This is a genomic window from Providencia sp. SP181 (genome assembly GCF_050446505.1).
Taxonomy (GTDB): Bacteria; Pseudomonadota; Gammaproteobacteria; order Enterobacterales; family Enterobacteriaceae; genus Providencia; species Providencia vermicola.
The window spans coordinates 335,270-358,261 of record NZ_JBBPXM010000003.1 but is presented as its reverse complement, the minus strand read 5'-3'; the positions used below and the strand labels follow the sequence as shown (position 1 = coordinate 358,261).

Sequence of the window (22,992 nt, the reverse complement as noted above, 5' to 3'; positions counted from 1 at the left end):
ATCCAAAAAGTGCCAAGGAGATATAATCATGAGCTTTCCATTAAAAACGTTGGTGGCAAGTATGGTTTTAGTGATGTCAGTGTCCGCAGCCGCGCAAGCGACAAACAAAGTGGTCATTGCCCATCGTGGTGCAAGTGGTTACTTACCTGAACACACCTTACCCGCTAAAGCGATGGCTTATGCACAAGGTGCAGATTTTCTAGAACAAGATTTAGTGATGACGAAAGATAATGAGCTGGTTGTGCTACATGACCATTATCTTGACCGCGTAACAGATGTGGCTGAGCGATTCCCCGATCGCGCACGAAAAGATGGCCGTTATTATGCGATTGACTTTACGCTGCCAGAAATTAAATCCCTGAAGTTCACAGAAGGGTTCGATATTGTTGATGGTAAGAAAGTCCAAAGCTATCCGAACCGTTTCCCTATGGGTAAATCTGATTTCCGTGTTCACACCTTCCAAGAAGAAATTGAGTTTGTTCAAGGCTTGAACAAATCAACGGGCAAAAATATTGGTATTTATCCAGAAATTAAAGCGCCTTGGTTCCACCAGCAAGAAGGCAAAGATATTACCAAGAAAACCTTAGAGGTGTTAAAAGCGTATGGTTACACAGATAAAGACTCGAATGTTTATCTGCAATCTTTTGATCCCAATGATCTAAAACGCATCAAAAACACATTAATGCCTGAAATGGGGATGAACCTTAAATTAGTTCAATTGATTGCCTATACCGATTGGGAAGAAACACAAGAGAAAAAACCGGATGGAACATGGGTAAACTATAATTACGATTGGATGATGAAACCAGGTGCAATGAAAGAAATTGCAACTTATGCAGATGGTATTGGCCCTGATTATCATATGTTAATTAATGAAGATTCCACTCCAAATAATATCAAAGTGAATGGTATGGTAAAAGAAGCCCACGAAAACAACATGGCGGTTCACCCATTCACTATTCGTGTCGATAAACTACCTAAATATGCCAAAGATGGGCAACAGCTTTATGACATCATATACAACCAGGCCGATGTTGATGGTGCCTTTACCGACTTCCCTGATCTAGGGGTTAAGTTCTTAGAGCAACAGAAGCAGAAATAATCGCTTCCGTGCCAAAAACAATAATGCAGCCATTTGGCTGCATTATATAACGAGCTATAAGCTTGATAAGCGTTATGCAATCGTGACAGGAAAAGCAATCACATCACTGATCCTTTCAGCATTTAACGCAATCATAATCAAGCGATCAACCCCGACAGCAACACCCGAGCAATCAGGCAATCCATGTTCTAATGCCGCTAATAAATGTTCATCAATCGGTTGAACAGATAGCCCCATCGCTGCACGCTTACGGTTATCTTGTTCAAAACGTTGGCGCTGTTCGCTCGCATCCGTCAATTCATGGAAGCCATTAGCCAACTCCATACCTTTATAATACACTTCAAAACGTTCTGCGACGCGATGGTCTTCAGTGCTAATCACCGCTAAAGAAGCTTGAGTGGCAGGGAAGTGATACACAACAGCGGGCTTTTCTTTACCAATATGTGGCTCAACTCCCATCGTAAACAGCAACTGTAAAAGCGTATCTTTATCTTCTTCATGAGCAGCTATATTGCTTAAATCAAGGCGTGCCGCCACTTCGCGCAGTTCACTTTTTTCTGCGGATAACGGGTCGATATCTAAATGGCGTAAAAAAGCCTGTTGGTAGGAAAGAAGCTCTGCACTTTCACATTCCAGCACTTGTTGCAATAAGTCATCCACCTCATTAATTAAGCGATACATATCAAAGTGTGGGCGATACCACTCCAGCATCGTAAATTCTGGATTGTGGTACCTACCCGCTTCTTCATTACGAAAGCTTTTGCCAAGCTGATATATCGGCCCACTGCCAGCAGCAAGTAAGCGTTTCATATGGTATTCAGGACTGGTCATCAAGTAAAGATTGATGCCTTGCGCAGCGCCTGGGCCCACAAAACGTGTTTCAAATGGCACTAGGTGAAAGTCAGTCACAGTAGCCTGACTCATTGCGGGGGTTTCGACCTCTAGTACACAGCGATCAGTAAAAAAACGTCTGATTTCAGCAATAATTTTTGCACGCTGTAACAGGTTAGCGATGGGGGCGGTTGGCTGCCAATTCGCTATATCACTCATTAAGATGACTCCAAAATAAACTTAGTCGTGCAGTGTACTCACCTCTCGGACGACGCACAATGCATTCGTATGCTTAAAAGCACATTTATCTAGTGCAAAACACCATCAAGAAATAATCAGGCTTCTTCATACTAAGGGTGAGTAAAGATGGCATGATTATCCTCGGCTTTACTCGATTAAGCAAACCTTTACAGATAACGGGGCTTTTACCTAAAAATAACGTCGTAAGGTCATGTTAAACATCTGGGTTTATGCGAGGGAAAACATGATTATTCCTTATATTATGTGACAAAGCTGTTAACAAAAAAATGAAACAATTCGCTTTCTCAATACGTTAAAATAGAGAAATTAAAAAATAAAAAAGTGTATTTAAATAAAGAGTGAAGCAAGTCCCAATTTAATATTCGAGATGAATTAAAATCTTCACAGCAAATAACAGTATTATCCTCTTACTTTGAATAAAATCCGACTAGTTTACTTGGTTTTTAATCCTGCCTTTTTATGTAAAAATAATGATAATCATTTGAAATTTCTTTTTATTCATTCTTAACACGCTAAAAATACTCTCATTGTAAAAACATTTTATAAAAAGATGACCCACCTCACATTTCGTGGGTAAATTCACCCAAAACCCCCCTCTATATCAAATTTATCTCTTGGACTATTCGTTATAATTCACAGCACGATAAGTCATTATTAGCTATTATATTATTTACTATTAAAAAAGAGAGATTTGACAATTTGACATTAGGTTGAATTGAAAATGACCTAGCTAATTATCAAAAGTATTTAAAAGAATTTATCAATTTACACTTGAACAATGGAGAAGCGCAGTGCAAACCTTCAATGCCGATTTAGCGATTATCGGGGCCGGGGGCGCAGGCTTACGTGCAGCGATTGCTGCCGCTGAAGCAAATCCCAATATCAAGATTGCTCTGGTCTCAAAAGTATACCCAATGCGTAGCCACACCGTGGCAGCAGAGGGAGGATCAGCCGCAGTTACTCAGGCTCATGACTCCTATGACTATCATTTTAATGATACTGTCGCAGGTGGGGATTGGCTGTGTGAGCAAGATGTCGTCGATTATTTCGTCGAACATTGCCCAACAGAGATGACCCAACTCGAATTATGGGGTTGCCCGTGGAGCCGTAAACCAGATGGTTCAGTTAACGTTCGCCGCTTCGGTGGGATGAAAATTGAGCGCACATGGTTCGCTGCCGATAAAACCGGCTTCCACATGCTCCATACACTCTTCCAGACATCATTAAAATACCCTCAAATTCAACGTTTTGATGAGCATTTTGTTCTCGATATCATTGTTGATGAAGGTCAAGCTCGTGGACTCGTTGCACTTAACATGATGGAAGGTACGAAAGCTCAAATTCGTGCAAATGCGATCGTGATGGCGACGGGTGGTGCAGGCCGTGTTTATCGTTATAACACCAATGGTGGTATTGTAACTGGTGATGGTATGGGTATGGCATTCCGCCATGGCGTACCACTGCGCGATATGGAATTTGTTCAATATCACCCAACTGGATTACCAGGTTCAGGTATCTTAATGACCGAAGGTTGTCGTGGCGAAGGTGGTATTCTGGTTAACAAAGATGGCTACCGTTACCTGCAAGACTACGGAATGGGCCCTGAGACACCACTTGGTAAACCAGAGAACAAGTATATGGAACTCGGTCCTCGTGACAAAGTTTCTCAAGCTTTCTGGCACGAATGGCGTGCAGGACGCACCATTAGCACACACCGTGGTGATGTTGTGTATCTGGATCTTCGCCATCTGGGGGCAGAAAAACTCCATGAGCGTTTACCGTTCATTTGTGAATTAGCGAAAGCTTACGTGGGCGTTGACCCAGTAACAGACCCAATTCCTGTCCGTCCAACCGCTCACTACACCATGGGTGGTATCGAAACAGATCAACGCACTGAAACACGCATTAAAGGCCTATTTGCAGTGGGTGAGTGTTCTTCTGTTGGCTTGCACGGTGCAAACCGTTTAGGTTCTAACTCACTGGCAGAACTGGTGGTATTTGGTCGTTTAGCGGGTGAAGAAGCTGCACGCCATGCCGCCGAAGCAACCCCTGCAAATGCCAGCGCCATTGAAGCACGTACCCGCGATATCGAAAATGACCTGCAAAAACTCATGAACCAGAAAGGGAAAGAGAGCTGGTCGAAAATTCGCGATGAAATGGGTATTTCAATGGAAGAAGGTTGCGGTATCTACCGTACACCTGAGTTAATGCAAAAAACCGTTGATAAGATTGCCGAACTGAAAGAACGCTTTAAACACGTCGAAATTACTGACCATAGCAGCGTCTTTAACACTGACCTACTGTATACCATTGAATTAGGCTTTGGCCTTGATGTGGCGGAATGTATGGCTCACTCTGCAATTAACCGAAAAGAATCACGTGGTGCTCACCAACGTCTGGACGAAGGCTGCACTGAGCGTGATGATGTGAATTTCCTTAAACATACTTTGGCATTCTATAACCCAGAGGGCTCCCCTCGTTTAGAATACAGTGATGTGAAAATCACGAAATCTCAGCCAGCTAAACGTGTTTACGGTGCCGAAGCTGAAGCTCAAGATAAGGCAAAGAAGGAGCAAGCTAATGGATGATATGAAACACCTAAAAATGGAGATCATGCGTTACAATCCGGAAACGGATAGTGAGCCCCATTTGGTGACGTATGATGTCCCTTACGACGAGCAAACTTCTTTGTTAGATGCATTAGGCTATATCAAAGATAACCTCGCTCCAGACCTGTCTTACCGTTGGTCTTGTCGTATGGCGATTTGTGGTTCTTGCGGTATGATGGTCGATAAAGTGCCTAAACTGGCGTGTAAAACATTCCTGCGTGAATACCCGCAAGGTATGAAAGTTGAGCCATTAGGTAACTTCCCAATCGAGCGCGACCTTGTTGTCGATATGACCCACTTTATTGAGCGTTTAGAAGCCATCAAACCGTACATCATCGGTAATGATCGTAAACCTTCTGAGGGTCCAAACAAACAAACGCCTGCACAGATGGCCAAATACCATCAGTTCTCAGGCTGTATCAACTGTGGTCTGTGCTATGCAGCTTGCCCACAGTTTGGACTGAACCCAGAGTTCATCGGCCCAGCAGCAATCACATTGGCAGAGCGCTACAATTTAGATAACCGAGACCATGGTGCGAAAGAGCGCATGACCTTATTAAATGGTGACAATGGTGTCTGGAGCTGTACGTTTGTAGGCTACTGTTCTGAAGTCTGTCCTAAGCATGTCGACCCTGCTGGCGCTATTCAGCAAGGAAAAGTTGCCAGCGCGCAAGACTTTGTTATCGCCATGCTGAAGCCACGATAAGGAGAATTGAAGTCATGACTACAAAACGTAAACCCTATGTCAGAGAAATGAAGGGCGACTGGTGGCAAAAGCTGGGTTTCTACCGCTTTTACATCATGCGTGAAAGCACCTCAGTCCTTCAGGTCTGGTTCAGTATTTTAGTCCTGTATGGGGTATTTGCGCTAAAAAGCGGTCCTGAATCATGGGCTGGCTTTGTTGGGTTCTTAAGTAACCCAATCATTCTTATCATTAACATTATTACACTGGCTGCTACATTGCTGCACACCACAACGTGGTTCAACCTTGCACCAAAGGCCGTCAGTATTATTGTGAAAGATAAGAAAATGTCTGATGAGCCTATCGTTAAAGGCTTCTGGGCTCTCACGATTGTTGTTACCGCAGCAATCTTAGCTATCGCATTGTTATTTTAATCTAAGGAGAATCTGATGAATCTAACGCCTAAACGTTCCGATGAGCCGATTTTCTGGGGATTATTTGGTGCAGGTGGTATGTGGAGCGCCGTAATTGGCCCTGCTATCATCATTCTGTTAGGAATTTTAATTCCACTGGGTGTTGCACCAGAAATGCTGAGCTATGAGCGTATTATGGCATTTAGCCAAAGCTTTATCGGCCGTGTTTTCTTATTACTGATGATTATCCTGCCAGTTTGGTGTGGTATGCACCGTATCCACCACACACTGCACGATTTTAAAATCCATGTCCCAGCGACAAAATGGGTTTTCTATGGTGGGTCTGCAATCATTAGTGTTATTGCCCTGATTGGTGTATTTACCTTGTAATCACGCAATAATCTAAAAACGAACCAATACCCCATACGTGAAAACGATGGGGTATTTTTTATGGCTAGGAAATTAAAGTTTAATCATGAAATTTAATAGAAAATAACCCTTAAACTACGCAAAAATAGATATTACCTGTTCTAAAATAGTGTTTATTTTAATTCAGACTAACCTTAGTTGTTATAAAAAATCGGCTTGTTATGATAAGTAAAGGATAATAAAAACTTAATTTATCCAATTTAAATCAATAAGTTAAACTAATCATATTTACTTAAACAAGTTAGAGACTAACCGTCTCTATTTTTATATCACTCATGGTAAGAGAAAATAAAATGAAATTTAAAGGATTATTTATTTCGCTGTTTCTTTCTGGAGTCATAATATTACCCGCCCATGCCAATTCGTTTTCTACGGGAAATGAAAGTGCTAATGAAATGCCAACCGAAAAAGATTTCTATAATGAATGTGTCAGCACAAACACCTACAGTTATTTGCCCATGGCAGGGGAAGCACAATCTTCAGTAGATAAAAAACGGGCAAAGCAACAAGCGGCTGTTGAGAAAAAATGTAAGTGTGTTGCACCACTTGAGTATAAATTGTTCTATGAGTTAGTGGGTAATGACCCTGAAGCATTCGCAAAAAGAATGCAAGCAGACCAACAATTGGCGATGCAAACGGCACAAAAAGCAGTCGATAGAAAACGCCAAATAGATAAGCAATGCTCTAAATAGTTTTCCATTGTTTAAGGTATGGCTTTGCGCTTATTTGCCATACCTTAAAGATTAAGGTTTAATCCCTTGAATTAATGCATCTAAACCAAACAAAAAAGCCTCAGTTCCATCATCATTATCCATGATTTGAAGCGCCGATTTTAATAATGGGGGCATTGCATTCTCATCCGTTGTTTCGCGTTCATTCAGCGCAGCACTATGCTCCTGCTGTTCAAGCACACTTCCCAACGTAAAGTGCCCTACTGCACTGATCGCATATAAACCCTTTTTTAATGAAAAACCGTTATCCACCATAAATTGCAGTTGCGTTTCTACTGTGGAATATTGTTCCGCGCTAGGTCGAGTCCCTAAGTGTACTTTTGCACCATCACAGTAGCTCAATAGCGCTCGACGAAAGCTTAACGCATTATTTCGCAAAAATGCCTGCCATGTCTCACTGTCTTTTGGCAATGGGTGGTCATGATGGCGCTTTAGCATTTCAACGGACAATTCATCCAACAAAGCTCGCTTATTTTTCACATGCCAGTACAACGTTGGCTGCTCTACGCCTAGTTTTTGAGCTAGCTTTCGCGTTGTTACCCCTTCCATCCCTACTTCGTTCAGTAAGTCTAAAGCGGCTGTAATAATGGTCTCTTTATTTAATCGCGCCATAGTTGTCCCCTTATTTTCTGATTGACACTCTATCACTGATAGGGATATATTCCAAATCTATCACTGATAGAGAAAAAACCATGAATAAATTTGCGATTACCGCATTAACGATCACCGCCCTTGATGCGATGGGGATCGGGTTGATCATGCCAGTTTTACCAGCCTTACTCCGTGAATATGTCTCCATAGAACACTTGGCAAATCATTACGGCATCTTGTTGGCTTTATATGCCATCATGCAGGTCTTTTTTGCTCCAATACTTGGCAAATGGTCTGATAAATTCGGCCGCAGACCCATCTTGTTGGTCTCCCTTGCAGGGGCAGCGCTGGACTACACTTTGTTGGCTTTATCTAGTTCACTGTGGATGCTGTATTTAGGCCGCCTAATTTCAGGGATCACCGGTGCAACAGGGGCGGTCGCCGCTTCTGTTATTGCCGACCATACACTGCCACAACAACGTACCAAGTGGTTTGGTCGTTTAGGGGCTGCGTTTGGCGTGGGTTTAATCGCTGGCCCTGCAATTGGCGGTTTTGCTGGGCAGTTATCTCCTCACTTGCCTTTTGTGATTGCGGCGGTCTTAAATGCATGCTCTTTTGTGGTGATTTGGGTTATTTTTAAAGATCAACGTAAGACCGCCGTACAGGATGATCAGCATGAAGATCAACCGTCGCCAATTCCCTTTATGCAAATAATAAAACCAATCATCCTGCTGCTTTTCGTCTTTTTTATGGCACAGCTCATTGGGCAGATCCCTGCCACTACTTGGGTATTATTTACCGAAAGCCGCTTTCAATGGGGCAGTATGGAAGTCGGATTATCTTTAGCGGGGCTTGGTGTGATGCATGCGTTATTTCAAGCTTTCGTCGCGGGGGCAGTAGCGAAGAAATTTAGCGAAAAAACAACGATTTTACTGGGCTTCATGGTAGATGGCTGTGCATTTTTGATTTTATCACTGCTCACACAAGGCTGGATGATTTACCCAACGCTAATTCTGCTAGCCGGGGGCAGCATCGCCCTTCCTGCTCTTCAAGGGCTAATGTCTACTCAGGTAAACCAAGAAAATCAAGGCAAACTGCAAGGTGTTCTCGTCAGTTTAACCAATGCCACAGGCGTCGTTGGCCCACTGTTGTTTAGCTTTATTTATGGCCAAACATTATCGTTTTGGGATGGCTGGGTGTGGTTAATTGGGGCGTTAATGTATTTATTTTTGATCATCGCTTATTTACTTTTTCAGCAAAAAGTAACCTATAGAACCAAGAATGCCATACTTTCAATGGACTAACTTTTAACACATCGCCTTTCAATGCTATGATGCATTATTCCTACTGTTTTTTAGAACAAGACATTAAGAGACAAACCCAATGACACAACCACCTAAGAAGCCAAGAACAAAACCTGCAGAAGAACGGCTTGATGACCTGATGAATGCAGCGGAAGAGCTCTTTCTGTCTAAAGGGTTTGTCAACACAACTGTCAGTGAAATTGTGCGCTCTGCGGATGTGGCGAAAGGGACGTTTTACCACTACTTCCAGTCAAAAAATGACATCATGGAAGCCTTACGCACTCGCTATATGGATTGGTATTTAGGAAATATTGATGACGCGCTCGCCCTGCAAAAAAGTGCGGCGCATAAACTCCAGTCTTGGTGCGAAAACAGTGTCAAATATTACGTTGAAAAACAACAGGTTCATGACATGCTGTTTCATGATGAATATCACGGTCGCAGTAATGACCATGAAACGCGCGCAGTCCTGCAAATCAAAGCAATTTTAACCCTTGGCGAAAAAAACCAAGAATGGTCAGCCCTTCCTCCAGACCTTCTTGCCACCATGATTTACCACTCTATGCATGCCGCCGTGGACAACCTCGCCAATAGCCATGAATATACTCAACAAAATTTAGGCGAAATTTTGTATAAGCGATTTAGCCAACTGATTAAATAAAAAATACAGCGAGTGAATCGCCCAGACGAGCTCGCGTTGTTTTAATCTCACACAAAAAAATATTTCGAACGCTGTCATATTTATTTTTAATATCAATACGATAAATAATTTCTCACTCACCCTACGAATCCCTTTCTTCAATATTAAATGCAAATGATTATTAATTAGATTGACTGATGGTCGGTCGACGATCTATGCTAACGCCATAAAATTTCTCTTTTACTTTATTGGCTAAAATTGCATGCATAAATTTACTCATCGAACCTACACGCTTTCCACCCTAAGTTTATTGGTCTGCGCCCTGATTTGCTCAAATACCGCAAATGCAAAGCCCAAAACAGACGTCTTGGTCGTCACTGCCGCAGAAAACCAAGGCCAAGAACCTATTGGCTATGCCAGTAAAACTCAATCTACTGCCACAAAAAGCTCAGCCACCTTATTGGAAACGCCGCAATTTGTTTCGGTGATTAAACGCGAGCAAATGGATACTTTGCCTTCTGAATCAATCAGCCAAGCCTTACGCTACAGCGCAGGCGTAACCAGCGAAAAATTTGGCGCCTTTGGTGGCGGTATCGATTTTTCAAAAATTCGTGGTTTCGATGCAGATTATTACTTGGATGGATTACGGGTTATCGGCAACAGTGGGATCTGGGGGCCGCAAGTTGATTCATGGACACTCAATAGTATCGAAGCCGTTCATGGGCCGTCATCTGCACTGTATGGTCAAGGAGGAGCTGGGGGGGTTATCAATATGCAATCACGCCGCCCAAGTGCCAATGAATCACATCAAATTCAGTTCCAAAAAGGCAATTTTGATAACAATGCCGTCAAATTTGATACCACTGGAGCCATGAATGACGATGAAACATTGCTATATAGAATGAATGGATTAGCGCTATCAACGGATTCACAAGTGAATTCCTCGAAGCAATCTCGCTACTTACTGGCCCCTTCTATCACATGGCAACCCAATGAAAAACTCAATTGGACAGTCTTAAGCCAATATCAACATGATCCACACATTGGCCACTATAATACCTTGCCTGCTCAAGCAATTGGCTTGCTACCGAACCCAAATGGAAAGCTGGATTTCACTCAAAACTACAGTGACCCCAAACATGAAAAATCCACACGTACACAGTGGTCAGTGACCTCATTAGTTGACTACCAAGTCAGCTCGTCCGTCACACTGAAACAAAATATGCGCTACTCTGATGTAGATACCCACATTAAACGAGACTTCACGCGCGGCTTCTTAGCGGGGGATCGGTTACTCACCGCGGTTTACCAAGATTCACCAAGCAAATCCAAAACCTTTGTTGCTGATAACCAACTGGTTTATAAAGTTAAAACTGGCGATATTCGCCACGAGTTACTCACTGGGTTTGATTTTCAAACTGGAAAGCTGGATAAAGACTGGTGGGGCTCGCAAACCGTCAGTTTCGATCCATGGGTGAAACCTCATCATCCTGAATTTAAACCTTACCCCGTTTCCCGCACATCAACAACCCAACGTTTTGATCGTTATGGGGTTTATCTACAAGACCAACTTAGTTGGCAACAATGGGATTTGATCCTCAGTGGACGCTATGATTGGTCTTATTTAGATACTGATAATAACCTCTCTCACACAACGCAAAAAAATGACACTTCCGCTTGGAGCCAACGCGTTGGGCTAACCTATGCTTTTGAAAATGGCTTTTCGCCATGGATCAGTTTTTCCGATAGCTTTGACCCCGTTTTAGGGACAGATGCGGATGGAAAATCCTTTATCCCAACCGAATCAAAACAAGCCGAAGTGGGGCTTAAATACCAATCGGATAACCTCATGGCAAGCGTTGCAGCGTATGAGTTAGAACAAAAAAATGTCACCACCCATAACCCGCTAAATCCAGATTACTATAATCAAACAGGGAAAATTCGCTCTCGTGGGGTTGATTTTGAAAGCCGTATAGCATTAACACCGTCAGTGAATGTCATGGTGAGCTATGCCTTTACTGATAATAAAATCACCGAAAGCCAAGACCTTTCAGTCTTAAATAAGCACCCTGTTCAAGTCCCTAAACACAGCGGCTCCGCATGGGTTGACTACCGTTTTCACTCCCCTTACCTCGAAGGCGCTTTAGTCGGCGTTGGCGTGCGTTATCTCGGCGAAACATGGGGTGACAACACCAACACATTTAAAGTACCAGCAGTCTGGCTTGGCGATATTAGCGCAAGGTACCAAATGGATGCATTAGCCCCTGAACTCACGGGTATGGAATTGGGGTTAACTGTCAGTAATGTCACCAATAAATCCTACGTTGCCAGCTGTACCAGTTCCACCTATTGCAGTATTGGCACGAATAGAACGTTACTTGCCACACTTAATTACTACTTTTAATTCAATAGGTAAGCAACTTATGGAAAGTTCTAAAAGGAATTTGATTAAGGCAGGGTTAGCAATGGCGACGTTAAGTGCAATGCCTTGCCCAGTTGTCGCAGCCGCAATGCCCAAGGTGACAGACATCCTTGGACGCACTATTGCTTACCCAGAAAATGCACAGAAAATTTATTTGGCTGACCCATCACTGATTTTTCTCTTTGCCACATTGGGAATACCCAATTTTGTGGAGAAACTTGTCGCTGTTCCCAGTAACTTTCGTACTGCTGATTTGCGTAGTTACCAACAATACTGTACGGCGTTTCCTAAGATTGAACAATTACCCCACCTCCCCGCGATCGGCGGGGCGCAAGCTAATTTGGAAACGATTTTGGAGCTAAAACCTGACATTATTTTCACGACAACGGGCACATTTTCGGGTCTACAAGCCAATGGGCTTCTTATGCTTTTACTGCGCGCTAATGTCCCTGTTATTGCCCTTGATATGAGTGTTGACCCACTCACCAATACGCCGAAAAGCATTGCGATTATGGGGAAAGTCTTTGGTTTACAAGAAAGGGCTCATCGCATCAATCGATTTATTAAAACACAACTAGATAATGTAAATACTCGCCTCGCTAATGCAAATCCTATAAGGCCAAAAGTACTCCTTGAGCGTGCAGCAGGTTTTACTGAAGAGTGTTGCTTAGCCTACGGAAACGGAAATTTTGGTCAGTTTCTCTCGTTTGCGGGTGGAGAGAATATTGCTAACCAATACATTCATGGAACATATGGTGTTCTAAACCAAGAGACGATTATTCACACCCAAGCTCAAATGGTGATTGTCACCGGCACCGATTGGAGTGACTATAACCCGAAAGGCAATTGGGTAGGATTAGGCCCTGGTGCAGATTTACCGCTAGCAAAACAAAGGCTTAAAATTTTAATGCAGCGTAATGCCTTTAAAACATTGCATGCAGTCAAACAGCAGCATGTTCATGCTATTTGGCACACTTTTTACGACAGCCCATTTGGCTTTATTGCCGCTCTAAAATTTGCGACTTGGTTACACCCTAGCATATTCCCTGATCTGGATGTTAATACGGTTTTCAAAGATTTTACTGAACAGTTCTTACCCATCAAGTGGCAAGAAGGCTACTGGGTTTCCCTTTAAAACAGAGGATTATGATGACCACAATTTATTCCCCTGATCCACTACGAACCCAAGTTGAAAAACAAAGCCATGGGCAACGAACCATTATTTACAGCCCTAAAGGCCAGCCGAACTATGTCTTCATCGTACCCCAGTTTGATTTACAAGACATTTCCCCCTCTTTAGGCACTGGTATCCATCCAGCTTTTATCATTCATGAGCGCCCTATTGATGCCTTTTTCTACGCCTGTTACAGCGCAAGTTTGCGAGATGATGAATTAGTTAGCCAACCCAACCAATCACCCGCATGCAATTTAGATTTAGCGCAATTTCAATCATTAGCGCAACAATCAGGTAAAGGCTGCCATATCAGTACTAACGCAGAGTGGAGTGCCATCTCAGCCTTAACTAATCAACACAATAACCTTATTCATGGTAATACGGATTACGGCCGTAATTATTTTAACCATGATGAATTTATTCCACGAATTGACGGGCTAGCGACTGGCGGTTTGCAAGGCACCCCGACAACCCCAACTAATGCACAATGGGAAAGCTGGTACCATAATCACCAACTTTCAGGGATAAGCGATTTGGTCGGTAACCTTTGGGAGTGGCAAACAGGTGCACGCCTAGTCGCGGGAGAAATTCAAATCATAAAAAATAATGATGCCGCTATTCATCTTGATGACGCATTGTTAGATTGGCGAGCTATTGATATGAGTAGTGGTGAGTTAATCCCCCCTAATAGCCCATCAAGTGCAAAATATGATTCACCAATAGCCAAACTTGATGGCAATGCTGGCACCCCGATAATCTCGACACAGATCCATCATTTTAATGGTGAGCCAATGGATTCAGGCTACCCACTGGGCCTGTTAGATAGCCCGTTTCGATTGGTTGGAACGACCGAGGGTGAACAAATTCCGACTTTATTGAAGATATTGGGTCTCGCCCCTTACAAAATTAAACAATCAGATGATCAAATCTATCTGCGTAACTATGGTGAACGCGCCTTAATGCGCGGTGGTGCGTGGTATTCACAACATAGCGCAGGCATTGATGCATTTTGCCTTAGCCATACTCGATTGCATAAAAGTACCACTGTCGGTGCCCGGACTGCATGGGTCTTGTAGCGGTTTTGTTACTCTAAAAAATAGTGCGCATCCCCTCATTCAGCTCATTGAACGAGGGGATGAATGGAGAAAAAGCTAAGTATGAGCGTGCTTTGGTAGTAAATAGGAAATAAAATACGATAACCCACAAACAGCGATAAATGCCCCAACGTAAGCTAAGTGATATTGGCTAAGGTAACTGACAATTAAAGGCGTGATCCCTCCAAGAGAAGCTGAAGCGCCATTATAACCAATGCCTAAAATTGCCGCCTGCCTATTTGACTTACTGATGAGAACTGCTGATAAATTACACAATATCATTGCTGAATAAACAGACATTAGTAGTTGAGCTATTAGTACGAGTAATAAGTTATTCGTTTGCAATATGAGATAAAGCGGTGCAGAACAGAAAACCATTAATATGACGCCAATATTAAAGACCTGCTTAGCTGAGCTGTATTTATCCGTTAGCCAACCACATATTAACATGAGGAGTAAAAGTAAACTTGACGATAAAATTGCGTAATAGTTTTTTATTTCTTCAATCTTTAATTGCTCTATTATCAATGATGTTGATAGGTTTTGAGAATAAAATGTAACAGTTCCAGGAATTGTGAATAAAAACACCCAAAACACATTCTTCCAATTAATTGATTGTTTATCTTTAGAAATCACTTGATAATTTGGAAGATTAAACCTAAACCAAAAACTCATTAAGATATTTGCAACCCCTATGAATAAGGGAATTCGCCAACCTATTGATTGCATCATATCTTCATTCAGCGTATTTTTTAACACCAAAACAATGCCTAAAGAAGCAATAACACCAAGCAAAGAACTACCGACAATAATAGACGAAACTCTTGCTTGCTCTCTAATATGTGCATCTTTAAATAAGTAGGTAATTAAAGACGGATACTCCCCTGCAAAACTAAATGACAAAGCGAGTTGTAATATTAATATAGCAACTGGTGTATAGTTACCTAATAGTTCAATAGGTAATATAGCCATCATTAATGTTGCAATACCTGTAATTAAGCTTGTTAATATTAAGGCAGGTTTTTTCCCAACCGTATCTGCATAGCGCCCTATAATATATCCGCCTAAAGGCCGTATTAAAAAACGCAGTGCAAATATCCCCCAAACCATTTCTGTCGCTTGCTCATAACCTAACTTTGTTAGCTCAGCGCTCAAATAAGTTGATATTGCAGCAAAAACAGCAATATCATAGTATTCGAGTGCATTACCTGCGACGGCACCAAACCTGAATTTCCATTTCATCTTTTTATCCTTATCATCCCTAGAATTTCATACATCAGCTATCTTATACATTGAAAATTAAGGATAATTGACTAAAGTTTCTAAGCAGGCGAGTGTAATTCCATTTTCTTTTAATGCACTAAATAAGCCACTTGAAGAAGCATGAGGGCAAGAAAGTTTCTCTTTAATCCTTTGAATTCGTTTGTGTTCACACACCTCTGAACATCCCTGTGCATAGCTAATTTCCTTTATTTTACAATGAGATAGAAGCATTCTTATTGTAATAATTTCTTTTCGAGTAAAGCGAATATTTCCAAAACGCATATACTGGTGAATATCTAAAATTTCACTTTCTAAGTCATTAATACTGTTCTTACCTTCTATTGGTATATCTAAACGACTTCTTAATGGTAAATAATTTTCATCATTTTGTTTCCATACTCCGTGAGTATAATCAGAAATAATAGGTCGGCATTTATATATTGCCATTATATCTTTTATCGATAACTTTCGTTTAGAATTAATTGACGTAATTTCATATACACTTCCATATTTAGCACAAAAATCCACTTTTAGTTTACACTTATCTGTTCTTAATAAGGTGTTCATATATTCTTTTGAGTAGTTACTCCAATACTGTATCCCTGTCGATAGCCGCTCACCAATCACTTTATCCAAATCCGCATCCCAATACATCAGAACCCAATCATAATTACTCGATGTAGTATAAACCTGCCTATTTAAAATATCTACTTTTGAAAAAGACAAGTCAATATCATTCCAATCAAAATAATTAGAAAAAGTATTTTTTAAACCTGAACATGTTTTTTCCAAGAGTTCACCCTTAACATCCATAATAATTCCTTTTAATATAATTAAATGTTAATAAAAAAAATAATAACCAAGGATATATATCACTATCACAGAATAAAAAACATTCAAAGTATAATTTAATAATAGTATTAAAAAAAGAAAATAAAAAATACAGTAATATTATTCTTAAAACTACCAAGCATTATTCAACTAATAACACTGGAGATATTATGAAACAAGATTGGCACCCAGCTGACATCATTGCGGCAATAAAGAAAAAAGACTCTTCCCTTGCTGAATTATCGCGTTCCGCAGGGCTAAATTCATCAACACTTAACAATGCACTATCAAGGCGTTGGCCAAAGGGAGAAAGAATCATTGCAGAGTTTTTAGGTATGGAACCTGCAGAAATTTGGCCATCTCGTTATAACGAAAAATAACAAAAGAGCCGTTTTCTTTATGCCCAAAAAATATCAAAAAATAAAGCGGGTAACTTTTTCTGTCACCCGCTTATTATTCATTTTTAATTAAATAATACTTGATTTGAAAACTAACTCGATATTTTTAAGCCAATTAGCCCTGTAATAATCAACGCAAGGCTTAATAAACGAAACATATTCGCAGATTCACCAAGGAAAATAATCCCAACAATAGCCGTACCCACAGCACCAATCCCCGTCCAAATTGCATAAGCCGTTCCGACAGGTAAGTCACGCATAGCATAGGCTAATAAGCCCATACTGGCGATAATCGCGACAATTGTAATAATACTAGGTGTTAAGCGTGTAAAGCCATGGGCGTACTTTAACCCTACAGCCCAAACCACTTCGAGTAAACCTGCAAATAAAAGGACGATCCATGCCATGGTCGTTGCTCCCGTATATAACTCGGGGTCGTCCCCATAATTGAATGACGAGATCCAGGTCGTCCTGAATACGTGTGATGTGTACCTCATTATAAACATTCACCAGCACAGACTCAAGCAACGAAAAATAACAAATAAATATAAATTAGCGACCTTTTTTAACCTGTTTATTCTGTTTTTTGCTAATAAGCATCATTGATATCGCACTCCCTCCTTAGCAAGGGTAAAGTAGAAAATCTTATCGAGCCTATCCATCGAGAAATTAGCATGAATTTCAAAGATATATTACTTGCCCTCTGTGTGGTCATTATTTGGGGTGTTAATTTTGTCATTATCAAGCTCGGTGTGACCGCGCTTCCGCCATTACTCCTTGGGGCATTGCGCTTTGTTTTTGTTGCCTTTCCTGCCATTTTTATTTTCAAGCGGCCTAAAATTCCGTTTAAATTGTTATTATTGTATGGGTTAACCATCAGCTTTGGTCAATTTGCCTTTTTATTCTGTGCTATCCGCGTTGGTATGCCTGCGGGGATCACCTCCGTTATTTTGCAATCTCAAGCCTTTTTTACCTTATTACTTGGTGCCATGATTTTAAAGGAAACGCTACAACCAACCCATTTTATTGGCATGTTTATCGCTATCGCAGGATTAACGGTGTTAGCCAATGGTGCGACAGCAGGCGGGTTAGATGATATTCCAATGCTCGGTTTGGCATTCACATTAATTGCTGGTTTATCATGGGCTTGTGGTAATATTACCAACCGAATTATTATGCAAAATCAAGGTGCAGAAAAATGCAGTGCGTTGTCTCTCGTCAGTTGGAGTGCGCTGATCCCCATTATTCCTTTCCTAATTAGTTCGTGGATACTTGAGGGCGAAGATGCCATTGTGGACGGATTAACAGGCTTTGATTGGCCTGTGCTCGGAGTGATTTTGTATTTAGCTTATTTATCCACTTTTGTCGGTTACGGCCTATGGGGTGTACTGCTCGGGCGCTATGAAGCATGGCGTGTTGCACCGTTTTCATTATTAGTGCCAGTGTTCGGTTTAAGCAGCAGTGCATTATTCCTTGGTGAGCATATTAATGGCATACAAGTCGCTGGTTTAATTTTGATCATGTTCGGTCTTATTACGACGCTTTTTGGCAAAAAAATTATCCAACGCTTAAGACACACCTAAGATAACTCATTTGATTACCGAAGGTTTTTAACTTTCGGTAATCAACACTCTCATTCGTTTCCATTTTATTCTCCTACCTCTTTTTTTAGATGAAAATATTGCATTATTAATAAAAACAAGATAAATACCAACACCACTAGCTATTCGCTAGTTCAAAACCAGATAAAATCCAATAAATGATCTTGGATTAGTGATATTCACTGCAATTATCGAATTTATCTAAAATTTCAATTAGGTGTCTCGTTTTAGCTACTTTTTCTTTAACTTAACTATCGCTATATCTTCCTCAGTTTTACTTAAATAAATAACAGATATCATTCATTGAACAGATGGGGATGACTATGGGTAAACAATTTATTTGGATTGTGCTCGCTCTGCTCGGTGCTTTTTCACTCGGTTACATCGCCTTATATCGTGGTGAACAAATAAATGCGCTGTGGATTGTGGTCGCAGCAGTATGTATTTATCTCATTGCGTACCGTTATTATGGGTTGTTTATCGCGAAAAAAGTCCTGCAAGTTGACGAAACACGTATGACACCAGCAATTCGTCATAATGATGGATTAGATTACGTTCCAACAGATAAAAAAGTGTTATTTGGTCACCATTTTGCTGCGATTGCAGGCGCTGGCCCCTTAGTCGGTCCAGTGCTTGCCGCGCAAATGGGTTACCTCCCTGGTATGCTGTGGTTGCTTGCTGGGGTCGTACTCGCAGGCGCCGTACAAGACTTTATGGTGTTGTTTGTTTCGACACGCCGAGATGGACGTTCGCTCGGCGAGTTAGTCAAAGAAGAAATGGGCAATACCGCAGGTGTTCTCGCTTTGATAGCCTGCTTTATGATCATGGTGATCATTTTAGCAGTACTTGCGATGATCGTAGTAAAAGCCTTAACTCACAGTCCATGGGGAACCTACACCGTCGCATTCACTATTCCACTGGCGATTTTTATGGGGATCTATACCCGTTATATTCGCCCAGGGCGCATTGGTGAAGTGTCTATTATTGGGCTGGTGTTCCTTGTTTTCGCTATTATTTCAGGTGGATGGGTTGCCGAAAGCGAAACATGGGCACCGTACTTTGACTACACTGGCGTACAATTAACGTGGATGTTAGTTGGATACGGCTTTGTTGCCGCTGTTTTGCCCGTTTGGTTGCTGCTTGCACCGCGTGATTACCTTTCAACCTTCCTAAAAATCGGGACGATTATTGGTCTCGCTATTGGTATTTTAATTTTAAACCCAAACCTGCAAATGCCATCACTCACGAAATATATTGATGGTACAGGCCCTGTATGGGCAGGAGATTTGTTCCCATTCTTATTTATTACTATTGCCTGTGGTGCTGTTTCTGGCTTCCATGCACTGATTTCTTCGGGTACTACGCCGAAGATGTTAGCGAATGAGAACCAAGCTTGTTTTATCGGCTACGGCGGTATGTTAATGGAGTCATTTGTTGCCATCATGGCGTTAGTCGCAGCGTGTGTGATTGACCCTGGTGTGTATTTCGCCATGAACAGTCCAATGGCAATGTTGGCACCAGCAGGCACCGAAGATGTGGTCGCTTCTGCCGCACAAGTGGTGAGCAGTTGGGGCTTCCAAATCACCCCAGAGCAGCTCAACACCATTGCCAATGAAGTCGGTGAAACCAGTATTATCTCCCGTGCTGGTGGTGCGCCAACGCTTGCTGTTGGGATGGCCTATATTCTGCATGGGGCGCTTGGTGGTCTGATGAATGTGGCGTTCTGGTACCACTTTGCCATCTTATTTGAAGCATTATTTATTTTAACCGCGGTGGATGCAGGAACTCGAGCGGCACGTTTTATGCTACAAGATTTACTGGGAGTGGTGTCTCCATCCTTGAAACGTACTGATTCATTACCTGCCAACTTGATTGCAACGGCATTGTGTGTGCTCGCATGGGGATATTTCCTCCATCAAGGTGTTGTCGACCCACTTGGTGGTATTAATACCTTATGGCCGCTTTTTGGTATCGCAAACCAGATGCTGGCAGGTATGGCGTTAATGCTGTGTGCCGTGGTACTGTTCAAAATGAAGCGCCAAAAATATGCATGGGTTGCCCTTGTCCCAACGGCTTGGTTGCTGATTTGTACTATGACGGCAGGCTGGGAAAAGACCTTCAGTGAAGATGCCCGCGTTGGTTTCTTAGCTGTAGCGAATAAATTCCAAGCGATGATTGATAGTGGCAATATTCCAGTGCAATATACCGAATCTCAGCTTACACAGTTGATTTTCAATAACCGTTTAGATGCAGGCTTAACGATTTTCTTTATGATTGTCGTGGTATTACTGGCTCTGTTCTCGATCCGCACCGCGCTTAAAGCGTTAAAATCAAGCGAACCGACTGCGAATGAAGTGCCATACGAGCCAATGCCAGCCAACTACGAGGAAATCGTGGCAAATACGCGCCACTATTGATTTTCGCGGAAAAGCTTTTCATGTTTTGAGTACATGCTCTTTCTCCAAAATAATTCACGTTGGAGCAAGGCGGCAAAGAAGATAATCCCTAGGAGCATACACCAGTATGTGACTAGGGTTAGCGAATGAAGCCAACGCTGCAACAGCGTGAAGTATGAAGGAGAAACTAGGAGCATGCCCTAGTATGTGACTTGGGTAGCCGAGAGCAGTCAACAACGCTGTAGCGCGAAGTATGAAGGAGAAAAAAATGTTTGGAGATTTAGGGAAAGCCGCAAAATACCTCGGCCAAGCGGCAAAAATGATGGTCGGCGTTCCCGACTACGACAACTACGTCGCCCATATGCAGCGGACTCACCCCGATCAAACTCCGATGACTTACGAGGAGTTTTTTAAAGAGCGCCAAGATGCACGTTATGGCGGAAAAGGTGGGTTTAAGTGCTGTTAGGCCAGAAAAAGATGCAAAAAAAGCCGTGGCACTCGACCACGGCTTTTTATTTTTAACGATTCCGTATAGGATACGCCGTTATTTTACGCGTGAAACGTATTCGCCTGAGCGAGTATCAACACGGATAACTTCACCGATCTGAACAAACAGAGGAACCTTAACAACTGCGCCAGTGCTCAGTGTTGCAGGTTTTCCACCTGTACCTGCGGTATCACCTTTCAGGCCTGGGTCAGTATCGGTAATTTCTAACTCAACAAAGTTAGGTGGCGTTACCGCGATAGGACGACCGTCCCACAGTGTTAAAATACATTCTGCTTGGTCAACTAACCATTTTGCGTTGTCGCCAACGGTTTTTTCATCCGCGGCTAACTGCTCGAAAGTTTCGTTGTTCATGAAATGCCAGAACTCACCGTCGTTGTACAGGTAAGTTAAGTTCATATCCATGACATCTGCACCTTCAACAGAATCAGTAGATTTAAAGGTTTTTTCCAACAGTTTGTTAGAAATCAGTTTACGGATACGCACACGTGCGAACGCTTGACCTTTACCTGGTTTTACGAATTCGCTTTCTAAAACGACACAAGGCTCGCCATCTAACATGATTTTAAGACCTGAGCGGAATTCATTGGTACTATAAGTAGCCATGGTGATCCTCTAATTTATAAACTAAAAATGGCATAGCCAAAAAATGGTCGATATTGTAACTCAAAATACCTCATCCAGAGAAGTCTGGATACAACAACTTGCTGAAGCAATCACTAATCCTGATGAATTGCTGCAAATACTGAACTTGGAAAATCATCTTGCTTCGCAAGAAGGCCGTGAGGCACGTCAATTATTTCCGTTGCGTGTCCCAATGCCATTTATCTCACGAATGAAAAAAGGCGATCCACTAGACCCGCTGTTATTGCAGGTATTAACCGCAAAAGCCGAGTTTGATGTCCATCCTGGTTTTTCTACCGACCCGCTGGAAGAGCAGGATAATGAGATCCCAAGTTTACTGCATAAATACCACAACCGCGCATTACTGCTCGTTAAAGGTGGCTGTGCAGTGAACTGTCGCTACTGTTTTCGCCGGCATTTTCCTTATGAAGATAACAAAGGAAATAAAAATAACTGGTTGATGGCTGTGGATTATATAAAAAACCACAACGAACTCAATGAAATCATCTTCTCTGGAGGTGATCCATTAATGGCAAAAGACCATGAACTCGATTGGTTGATAAGCCAATTGGAAGAAATTCCCCATATCACCCGTTTGAGAATTCATACACGTTTGCCTGTTGTGATCCCTGAGCGTATCACAGATACCTTGTGCGAAAGACTAGCACGCTCGCGCTTACAAGTGGTTATGGTGACGCATATCAACCACGCTAATGAGATAGACAAAGCATTAGCGAACTCAATGCAAAAGCTCAAAAAAGCAGGTGTAACATTATTAAATCAAAGTGTTTTACTGCGACAAGTCAATGATAACGTAACGGCACTGATGAATTTGAGTAATGCCTTATTTGATGTTGGGATCTTACCTTACTACCTACACGTATTGGATAAAGTGCAAGGTGCGGCCCACTTTCTCGTCAGCGATATTGAAGCTCGGCAATTGATACAACAATTATTGAGCAAAGTATCTGGGTATCTCGTGCCTAAACTTGCACGGGAAATTGGAGGAGAGCCAAGCAAAACACTGCTCGATCTCAATTTAAGGCAGAGCTAATCAGCAAAACGCCCAAATAATCGGTATTTGGGCGTCG

At 42.0% G+C, this 22,992-nt stretch carries 22 protein-coding genes; 16 read left to right on the top strand and 6 right to left on the bottom strand.

Annotation, left to right across the window (positions count from 1 at the left end; genetic code table 11):
• Nucleotides 1–28 precede the first annotated feature (28 nt).
• Complete coding sequence (gene glpQ / locus AABS66_RS07405) at nt 29–1,102, top strand: glycerophosphodiester phosphodiesterase (protein WP_206083485.1); 1,074 nt, start codon at nt 29–31, stop codon at nt 1,100–1,102.
• Nucleotides 1,103–1,174: 72 nt separating this feature from the next.
• Here glpQ and epmA read toward each other — a convergent pair whose 3' ends face one another.
• Nucleotides 1,175–2,152, bottom strand: coding sequence for an elongation factor P--(R)-beta-lysine ligase (epmA, locus tag AABS66_RS07400; RefSeq protein WP_430224734.1), 978 nt, complete (start codon nt 2,150–2,152; stop codon nt 1,175–1,177).
• A gap of 833 nt (nt 2,153–2,985) precedes the next feature.
• Here epmA and frdA point away from each other — a divergent pair.
• The 5 genes from frdA (at nt 2,986) to AABS66_RS07375 (ending at nt 7,019) form a co-directional block, all read left to right on the top strand.
• Nucleotides 2,986–4,782: a fumarate reductase (quinol) flavoprotein subunit gene (gene frdA, locus AABS66_RS07395; protein ID WP_430224733.1), complete on the top strand. Its 1,797-nt coding sequence runs from the start codon at nt 2,986–2,988 to the stop codon at nt 4,780–4,782.
• Complete coding sequence (locus AABS66_RS07390) at nt 4,775–5,509, top strand: succinate dehydrogenase/fumarate reductase iron-sulfur subunit (RefSeq protein WP_004258616.1); 735 nt, start codon at nt 4,775–4,777, stop codon at nt 5,507–5,509. The genes frdA and AABS66_RS07390 overlap by 8 nt, the downstream gene beginning before the upstream one ends.
• Nucleotides 5,510–5,523: 14 nt before the next feature.
• Nucleotides 5,524–5,919, top strand: a complete 396-nt coding sequence (gene frdC / locus AABS66_RS07385) for a fumarate reductase subunit FrdC (protein ID WP_004258617.1) — start codon at nt 5,524–5,526, stop codon at nt 5,917–5,919.
• Between the two features lie 15 nt (nt 5,920–5,934).
• On the top strand, nt 5,935–6,288 hold the full coding sequence (frdD, locus tag AABS66_RS07380; RefSeq protein ID WP_206083482.1) for a fumarate reductase subunit FrdD: 354 nt from the start codon (nt 5,935–5,937) through the stop codon (nt 6,286–6,288).
• A 332-nt stretch (nt 6,289–6,620) separates the two neighbouring features.
• Nucleotides 6,621–7,019, top strand: coding sequence for a hypothetical protein (locus AABS66_RS07375; protein WP_206083481.1), 399 nt, complete (start codon nt 6,621–6,623; stop codon nt 7,017–7,019).
• Nucleotides 7,020–7,070: 51 nt separating this feature from the next.
• Here AABS66_RS07375 and tetR read toward each other — a convergent pair whose 3' ends face one another.
• Nucleotides 7,071–7,670 (bottom strand): tetracycline resistance transcriptional repressor TetR, encoded by a 600-nt coding sequence (gene tetR, locus AABS66_RS07370; protein WP_430224731.1) that lies wholly within the window; start codon nt 7,668–7,670, stop codon nt 7,071–7,073.
• A gap of 80 nt (nt 7,671–7,750) precedes the next feature.
• Here tetR and tet point away from each other — a divergent pair, with 80 nt between their 5' ends.
• The 5 genes from tet (at nt 7,751) to AABS66_RS07345 (ending at nt 14,265) form a co-directional block, all read left to right on the top strand.
• A complete protein-coding gene (gene tet, locus AABS66_RS07365) occupies nt 7,751–8,953 on the top strand; it encodes a Tet(A)/Tet(B)/Tet(C) family tetracycline efflux MFS transporter (protein ID WP_430224730.1) in 1,203 nt (400 codons plus the stop codon).
• A gap of 79 nt (nt 8,954–9,032) precedes the next feature.
• Nucleotides 9,033–9,614 carry a TetR/AcrR family transcriptional regulator gene (locus AABS66_RS07360; protein WP_206083478.1) on the top strand — a complete coding sequence of 194 codons (582 nt, stop codon included), beginning with the start codon at nt 9,033–9,035 and terminating at the stop codon, nt 9,612–9,614.
• Nucleotides 9,615–9,855: 241 nt separating this feature from the next.
• Complete coding sequence (locus tag AABS66_RS07355) at nt 9,856–11,997, top strand: TonB-dependent siderophore receptor (RefSeq protein WP_206083477.1); 2,142 nt, start codon at nt 9,856–9,858, stop codon at nt 11,995–11,997.
• 19 nt (nt 11,998–12,016) lie between these two features.
• Nucleotides 12,017–13,150: an ABC transporter substrate-binding protein gene (locus AABS66_RS07350; protein ID WP_430224729.1), complete on the top strand. Its 1,134-nt coding sequence runs from the start codon at nt 12,017–12,019 to the stop codon at nt 13,148–13,150.
• An 11-nt stretch (nt 13,151–13,161) separates the two neighbouring features.
• Nucleotides 13,162–14,265, top strand: coding sequence for a hypothetical protein (locus AABS66_RS07345; protein WP_206093507.1), 1,104 nt, complete (start codon nt 13,162–13,164; stop codon nt 14,263–14,265).
• A 75-nt stretch (nt 14,266–14,340) separates the two neighbouring features.
• On the opposite strand, the gene AABS66_RS07340 is transcribed toward AABS66_RS07345, so the two are convergent.
• Both AABS66_RS07340 and AABS66_RS07335 read right to left on the bottom strand, forming a co-directional pair.
• Complete coding sequence (locus tag AABS66_RS07340) at nt 14,341–15,525, bottom strand: MFS transporter (protein WP_430224728.1); 1,185 nt, start codon at nt 15,523–15,525, stop codon at nt 14,341–14,343.
• A 57-nt stretch (nt 15,526–15,582) separates the two neighbouring features.
• Nucleotides 15,583–16,359 carry a hypothetical protein gene (locus tag AABS66_RS07335; RefSeq protein WP_206083473.1) on the bottom strand — a complete coding sequence of 259 codons (777 nt, stop codon included), beginning with the start codon at nt 16,357–16,359 and terminating at the stop codon, nt 15,583–15,585.
• A gap of 188 nt (nt 16,360–16,547) precedes the next feature.
• Between AABS66_RS07335 and AABS66_RS07330 the strand changes: the two genes are divergently transcribed.
• Nucleotides 16,548–16,757, top strand: a complete 210-nt coding sequence (locus AABS66_RS07330) for a helix-turn-helix domain-containing protein (RefSeq protein ID WP_206083472.1) — start codon at nt 16,548–16,550, stop codon at nt 16,755–16,757.
• 110 nt (nt 16,758–16,867) lie between these two features.
• Here the strand turns inward: AABS66_RS07330 and sugE are convergent, their stop codons facing one another.
• Entirely contained in the window at nt 16,868–17,182 is a 315-nt protein-coding gene (gene sugE / locus AABS66_RS07325; RefSeq protein WP_206083471.1) for a quaternary ammonium compound efflux SMR transporter SugE, read from the bottom strand.
• Nucleotides 17,183–17,449: 267 nt separating this feature from the next.
• Here sugE and AABS66_RS07320 point away from each other — a divergent pair, with 267 nt between their 5' ends.
• The 3 genes from AABS66_RS07320 (at nt 17,450) to AABS66_RS07310 (ending at nt 21,238) form a co-directional block, all read left to right on the top strand.
• Nucleotides 17,450–18,358, top strand: coding sequence for an EamA family transporter (locus AABS66_RS07320; RefSeq protein ID WP_206083470.1), 909 nt, complete (start codon nt 17,450–17,452; stop codon nt 18,356–18,358).
• Nucleotides 18,359–18,699: 341 nt separating this feature from the next.
• Entirely contained in the window at nt 18,700–20,793 is a 2,094-nt protein-coding gene (cstA, locus tag AABS66_RS07315) for a pyruvate/proton symporter CstA (RefSeq protein WP_272681450.1), read from the top strand.
• Between the two features lie 247 nt (nt 20,794–21,040).
• Nucleotides 21,041–21,238 (top strand): YbdD/YjiX family protein, encoded by a 198-nt coding sequence (locus AABS66_RS07310; protein ID WP_272539318.1) that lies wholly within the window; start codon nt 21,041–21,043, stop codon nt 21,236–21,238.
• A 78-nt stretch (nt 21,239–21,316) separates the two neighbouring features.
• Here AABS66_RS07310 and efp read toward each other — a convergent pair whose 3' ends face one another.
• Nucleotides 21,317–21,883 carry an elongation factor P gene (gene efp, locus AABS66_RS07305; protein ID WP_004258667.1) on the bottom strand — a complete coding sequence of 189 codons (567 nt, stop codon included), beginning with the start codon at nt 21,881–21,883 and terminating at the stop codon, nt 21,317–21,319.
• 43 nt (nt 21,884–21,926) lie between these two features.
• Here efp and epmB point away from each other — a divergent pair, with 43 nt between their 5' ends.
• Nucleotides 21,927–22,955, top strand: a complete 1,029-nt coding sequence (epmB, locus tag AABS66_RS07300; protein WP_430224727.1) for an EF-P beta-lysylation protein EpmB — start codon at nt 21,927–21,929, stop codon at nt 22,953–22,955.
• Nucleotides 22,956–22,992 lie beyond the last annotated feature (37 nt).